4 protein-coding genes and 1 pseudogene are annotated in these 5,235 nt (G+C 63.0%); 3 read left to right on the top strand and 2 right to left on the bottom strand.

Features of this window, described 5'->3' with window-relative positions; genetic code table 11:
• A pseudogene (locus EOD07_RS21425) lies at nt 1–288 on the bottom strand (alanine dehydrogenase); the annotation flags it as partial.
• 214 nt (nt 289–502) lie between these two features.
• On the opposite strand from EOD07_RS21425, the gene EOD07_RS21420 reads away from it, so the two are divergent.
• Nucleotides 503–976 carry an Lrp/AsnC family transcriptional regulator gene (locus EOD07_RS21420; RefSeq protein ID WP_040982960.1) on the top strand — a complete coding sequence of 158 codons (474 nt, stop codon included), beginning with the start codon at nt 503–505 and terminating at the stop codon, nt 974–976.
• Here EOD07_RS21420 and EOD07_RS21415 read toward each other — a convergent pair.
• Nucleotides 973–1,632: a 5-formyltetrahydrofolate cyclo-ligase gene (locus EOD07_RS21415; RefSeq protein ID WP_127236885.1), complete on the bottom strand. Its 660-nt coding sequence runs from the start codon at nt 1,630–1,632 to the stop codon at nt 973–975. The genes EOD07_RS21420 and EOD07_RS21415 overlap by 4 nt on opposite strands.
• A gap of 174 nt (nt 1,633–1,806) precedes the next feature.
• Between EOD07_RS21415 and EOD07_RS21410 the strand changes: the two genes are divergently transcribed.
• Complete coding sequence (locus tag EOD07_RS21410; protein ID WP_127236884.1) at nt 1,807–3,072, top strand: NAD(P)/FAD-dependent oxidoreductase; 1,266 nt, start codon at nt 1,807–1,809, stop codon at nt 3,070–3,072.
• A 212-nt stretch (nt 3,073–3,284) separates the two neighbouring features.
• The gene (locus tag EOD07_RS21405; protein WP_245470370.1) at nt 3,285–5,192 is read left to right on the top strand and encodes a bifunctional 2',3'-cyclic-nucleotide 2'-phosphodiesterase/3'-nucleotidase; all 1,908 of its coding nucleotides are present in this window, start codon (nt 3,285–3,287) and stop codon (nt 5,190–5,192) included.
• Nucleotides 5,193–5,235 lie beyond the last annotated feature (43 nt).

The raw sequence follows: 5,235 nt of genomic DNA, 5'->3' as shown, positions 1-5,235 counted from the left end.
GTGGAGATAGGTGTAGAGGATCTGGCCGTCGCGCAGCTGAACCCATTCGTTGGGCTGCGGCTCCTTGACCTTGACGATCATATCCGACTTGGCGAACACGTCCGCTGCCGTCTTGGCGATGGTGGCGCCGGCGGCGCGATAGGCGTTGTCGTCGGCGCCGATGCCGGCGCCGGCGCCGGTCTCGACCAGCACTTCGTGGCCATGCGCGACATATTCGCGGACCGAGCCGGGCGTCAGACCGACGCGATATTCATGGTTCTTGATTTCCTTGGGGCAGCCGACACGCATTCTTCTTCTCCTCAGTGCGCCCTTCGAAGGGCGCTCTCCCTGTCATTTGGTGCATGCCATCCGCTCCGGAACGCCGCGCGATTTGGAGGCGACACGCAATAATCGCAGTCAACCACGAATCGTTCCGTATGTGTTTGCGAATGCACTTGCGACAATGGTCGCTCTTCGATAATCGTTGCGAAAAACGAATAGAAATTCGCAGGAACCACGAAAAATGCGGCTCGACAGGATTGATATCGCCATTCTGGAGACTTTGCAGAAGGATGGCCGGATCCCCAATGCGGCGCTTGCCGAGAAGGTCGGCCTTTCCCAATCGGCCTGTTCGCGCAGGCTCGACAATCTGGAGAAGTCGGGAACCATCCGCGGCTACCATGCGCGGCTGTCCAATTCCGCGCTCGGCCACCAGATGACGGCGATCGTGCACATATCGTTGTCGGGGCAGTTCGAAAAGACGTTGTCGGATTTCGAGGCGGCGATCAAGCGCTGCCCGAATGTGCTCTCCTGCCATTTGATGTCGGGCGAATACGACTACATCCTGCGCATCGCGGCCAAGGACCTCGTCGATTATGAGCGCATCCACAAGGAATGGCTATCGGCCATGCCGCATGTGACGAAGATCAACTCGTCCTTCGCGCTGCGCGAGATCGTCGATCGCACGGCGGTTGGCTTGCGGCCGGAGATGGCTTAGACCGCTGCGGCTTCGGTCACCACGGTCGTCATCGGGATGTCGTGCGCCTGCGGGTAGATGGTCGGGATACGCTGCAATTCGTAGCCGACGCCGATGACCAGCGGCCTGAACGGCATCGCGGCGAGCGTACGGTCGTAAAAGCCGCCGCCATAGCCCAGCCGGTAGTTGCCAGGATCGATGCCGACGACCGGCGAGATCACGATGTCGGGCAGCACCGGATCGCCTTCGGCCGGGATCGGAATGTTCCAGACGCCTTTTTCCAGCCGGTCGCCCGGTCTGTAGGCGCGAAAGACCAGCGGCTGTCCCTTCTCGATGACGACAGGCAGCGCGGTGCGGCCGCCGCGCTCGTTGATCGAGGCCATCCAGCCGCGCAGGTCCGGCTCGCCGCGAAACGGCCAATAGAGGCTGACCATCCGGCCGTCTATATCGCCGATCAGCTCGTCGATGCCATCCGCGATGCGCGCCGACATGGCGGCGCGAGCGTCGGCTGAAACGGCGAGGCGAGCGTTGATGAGCCGCTCGCGCTCGGCCTTGCGCCATCGCCTGACATCCGTCCAGTCGGAGAGCGGCGCCCGATATTCCGGGTCGAGCTCATGCATGAAGCAGGGCGGTGATGCGTATTGGGCCGGCCCGTCGTCGTCGCGATTATCAGCCATGATAGGTTCCTGTCGTACAGTCTCACGCTATACCGGTGGCAGGGCGCGTTCCATGTGCATTCACGACGCCACGCGACGACTCTGGGGCATGTTTCCTGTCCGGCAAGATGTTGTTGCAGTGCACAAAAATACCTACATCCCTGTGTGGTGGTTTTACGTCGCGAGGTGGATGAAATGAGCGAAGCCGAGCATCATGTCGTGGTCGTTGGCGCCGGGTTCGGCGGGCTCGAACTCACCCGCGCGTTGCATGGAGCACCGGTGCGCATCACCATGATCGACAAGCGCAATCACCACCTGTTCCAGCCGCTGCTTTACCAGGTGGCGACGACCTCGCTGGCGACCTCCGAGGTCGCGTGGCCGATCCGTCATCTCTTACGCAGGCGCAAGGACGTGACGACGCTTCTCGCTGCTGTCACCGGCGTCGACCGCGCCGGCAAGCGCGTGCTGCTCGAAGACGGCAGCTCGGTTCCCTACGACACGCTCGTGCTCGCCACCGGCGCGCGCCATGCCTATTTCGGCCACGACGAATGGGAACCGTTCGCGCCGGGACTGAAGACGCTCGAGGATGCCACCGCGATCCGGCGCCGCATCCTGCTCGCTTTCGAGCAGGCGGAGCGCGAAGCCGACCCGGCGAAGCGCCAGGCGCTGCTGACGCTGGTCATCATTGGCGGCGGGCCGACCGGCGTCGAGCTCGCCGGCACCATTGTCGAGCTCGCGCATGACACGTTGCGCGGCGAATTCCGCAACATCGACACACGCCAGGCGCGCGTCGTGCTGATCGAGGCCGGCGACCGGATCCTGGCCAATTTCGCGCCGCAGCTTTCCGACTATGCTCGCAAGGCGCTGGAAAGGCTGGGCGTCACCGTCGAGCTCGGACGCCCCGTGACACAACTCGATGCCGAAGGCGTCGTCTTCGGCGACAAGCGCCTGCCGGCAAGGACGATCATTTGGGCGGCCGGCGTTGCCGCTTCGCCGGCGGCCGAATGGCTCGGGACAGCTGCCGACCGGGCGGGCAGGGTGATCGTCGAACCCGACCTCACCGTGCCGGGCAATCCCGACATTTTCGTCATCGGCGACACGGCGCATGTGCTGCGACCGGATGGAAAACCGGTGCCGGGCGTGGCGCCCTCGGCCAAGCAGGAGGGCAAGCATGTCGCTGCGACGATCAAGGCGCGCCTTGCCGGCGACACGGCGACACGGCCTTTCCGGTATCGGCATGCCGGTGACCTGGCGACGATCGGCAAGCGCGCCGCCGCCATCGACTTCGGCTGGATCAAGCTCACCGGCTGGCTCGCCTGGTGGCTCTGGGGCATAGCCCACATCTATTTCCTGATCGATTTCCGCAACCGCCTGGCGGTCTCGCTTAGCTGGCTATGGATATATCTTACCGGTCAGCGCAGCGCGCGCCTGATCACCCAGGGCGACGACGACAAAAGCTGATTCCTCGCCTTCATCGACACGTCACCTTGTCGTGATCGAAAGGCTTCCGGCGCACATGGACTCAATGCGTGTTCAGCGCCATGCTCCGCTGCCGGGGCAGGGGTCGCAGCGTTGTTGGAGAAGAGAACACGATGTCACGACCGCCAGTCTCTCAAAGTCAATTCTCCCGCCGCGAATTCCTGGTTGGCGCCGCTGCCGGCGGCGCGCTGATCATGCTGCATCCGTTCTCCGCCCGCGCCGCGGCCAACCAGGCGCATCTCAGGATCATGGAGACCACCGACATCCATGTGAACCTTTTGCCCTACGATTACTACGCCGACAAAGCGAACGACACGATGGGGCTGTCGCGGACGGCCTCGCTGATCGATGCGGTGCGCAAGGAAGCCGCGAATTCGATGCTGATCGACAATGGCGACCTCTTGCAGGGCAGTCCGATGGGCGACTATGTCGCCTACGAAAGGGGGATGAAGGACGGCGACCAGCATCCGATCATGAAGGGCATGAACCTGCTCGGCTACGAATGCTCGACGCTCGGCAACCATGAGTTCAATTACGGCCTGTCCTTTCTCGACAAGGTGCTGGCCGGCGCCAATTTCCCCTTCGTCTGCGCGAACTTGATCCGCGGCACCACGCCGGCCAGCAACCCGCGCGACGACAAGCTCTACCTCAAGCCCTATGTGATCCTCGACAGGAAGATCAAGGACGGTTCCGGGGCCGAGCAGCCGATCAGGATCGGCGTCATCGGCTTCGTGCCGCCGCAGATCATGGTGTGGGATCTCAAGAACCTCGAAGGCAACGTCCAGACGCGCGACATCGTCGAAGCGGCCAGGGCCTGGGTGCCGCAGATCAGGGAAGAAGGCGCCGACATCGTCATCGCGCTCTCGCATTCCGGCATCGACATCAAGCAGGGCGACAAGATGGAGAACGCCTCCTTCTTCGTCGCCGGCGTCGAGGGCATCGATGCCGTCTTCACCGGCCACCAGCATCTGGTCTTCCCCGGCAAAAAGGATTTCCAGGCGCTCGCGGGCGTCGACACCGAAAAGGGCACGCTGCAGGGCAAGCCAGCGGTCATGGGCGGCTTCTGGGGCTCACATATGGGTCTGATCGACCTGCTTCTGGAGCGCGACGGCTCGAAATGGCGGGTCGTCTCGGCCACCTCCGAGGCGCGGCCGATCTATGAGCGCCTCGACAACAAGAACAAGGCGAAGGTCGGCGACGATAAGCGCATCATCGCCGCGCTCGAGCAAGACCATCAGGCAACCCTTGCCTATGTCCGCCGTCCCGTCGGCAAGACATCGGCGCCGCTCTATTCCTATTTCGCTCTGGTCGCCGACGATCCGTCCGTGCAGATCGTCAACCAGGCGCAGACCTGGTATCTCAAGGACATATTGAAGAGCACGCAGTGGAAAGACGCGCCGCTCCTGTCGGCGGCGGCGCCCTTCAAGGCCGGCGGCCGAAACGGTGCCGACTATTATACCGATGTTCCCGTGGGCGACATCGCCATCAAGAACGTCGCCGATCTCTATCTCTACCCGAACACGGTGCGCGCTGTCGAAATCACCGGCGGCGAGGTGAAGGAATGGCTGGAGATGTCTGCCGGCATCTTCAACCACATCGAGCCGGGCAAGGCGGACCAGCCGCTCATCAACACGGATTTCCCGTCCTACAACTTCGACGTCATCGACGGCGTCACCTACAGGATCGACCTGTCGCAGCCACCGAAATACGATGCCAAGGGCGGCCTCGCGAACGCCGGCTCCAATCGCATAGTCGACTTGAAATTCGACGGTAAAGCGATTGACCCAGCTGCGAAATTCGTCGTTGCCACCAACAATTACCGCGCTGGCGGAGGCGGCAATTTCCCCGACATCAATGCTTCGAAGATCATCTACGAGGCGCCGGATACCAACCGCGATGTGATCGTGCGCTATGTCGTCAGCGAGGGAACGATCAATCCTTCCGCCGACGACAACTGGTCGTTCGCGCCGCTGCCCGGCGCCAGCGTCGTCTTCGAGACCGGACCGAGGGCCAAGGATTTCATCGCCGAGGTGAAATCCCTGAAGATCGAGCCCGCCGGCGAGGGCGAGGCGGGGTTCGCCAGATACCGCATCACGCTTTGACGCCTTCGCGCCCACGCGGCGTCTCCCACTTGCTACGCCGCCG

Source organism: Mesorhizobium sp. M2C.T.Ca.TU.002.02.1.1, assembly GCF_003997225.1.
This window is presented reverse-complemented; position numbering and strand designations above follow the sequence as displayed.

Bases quoted from the DNA above. Each gene is read 5' to 3' on its own strand.
- EOD07_RS21420 (WP_040982960.1), top strand. From the start codon at position 503: ATGCGGCTCGACAGGATTGATATCGCCATTCTGGAGACTTTGCAGAAG.
- EOD07_RS21405 (WP_245470370.1), top strand. From the start codon at position 3,285: ATGCTGCATCCGTTCTCCGCCCGCGCCGCGGCCAACCAGGCGCATCTC.
- EOD07_RS21410 (WP_127236884.1), top strand. From the start codon at position 1,807: ATGAGCGAAGCCGAGCATCATGTCGTGGTCGTTGGCGCCGGGTTCGGC.
- EOD07_RS21415 (WP_127236885.1), bottom strand. From the start codon at position 1,632: ATGGCTGATAATCGCGACGACGACGGGCCGGCCCAATACGCATCACCG.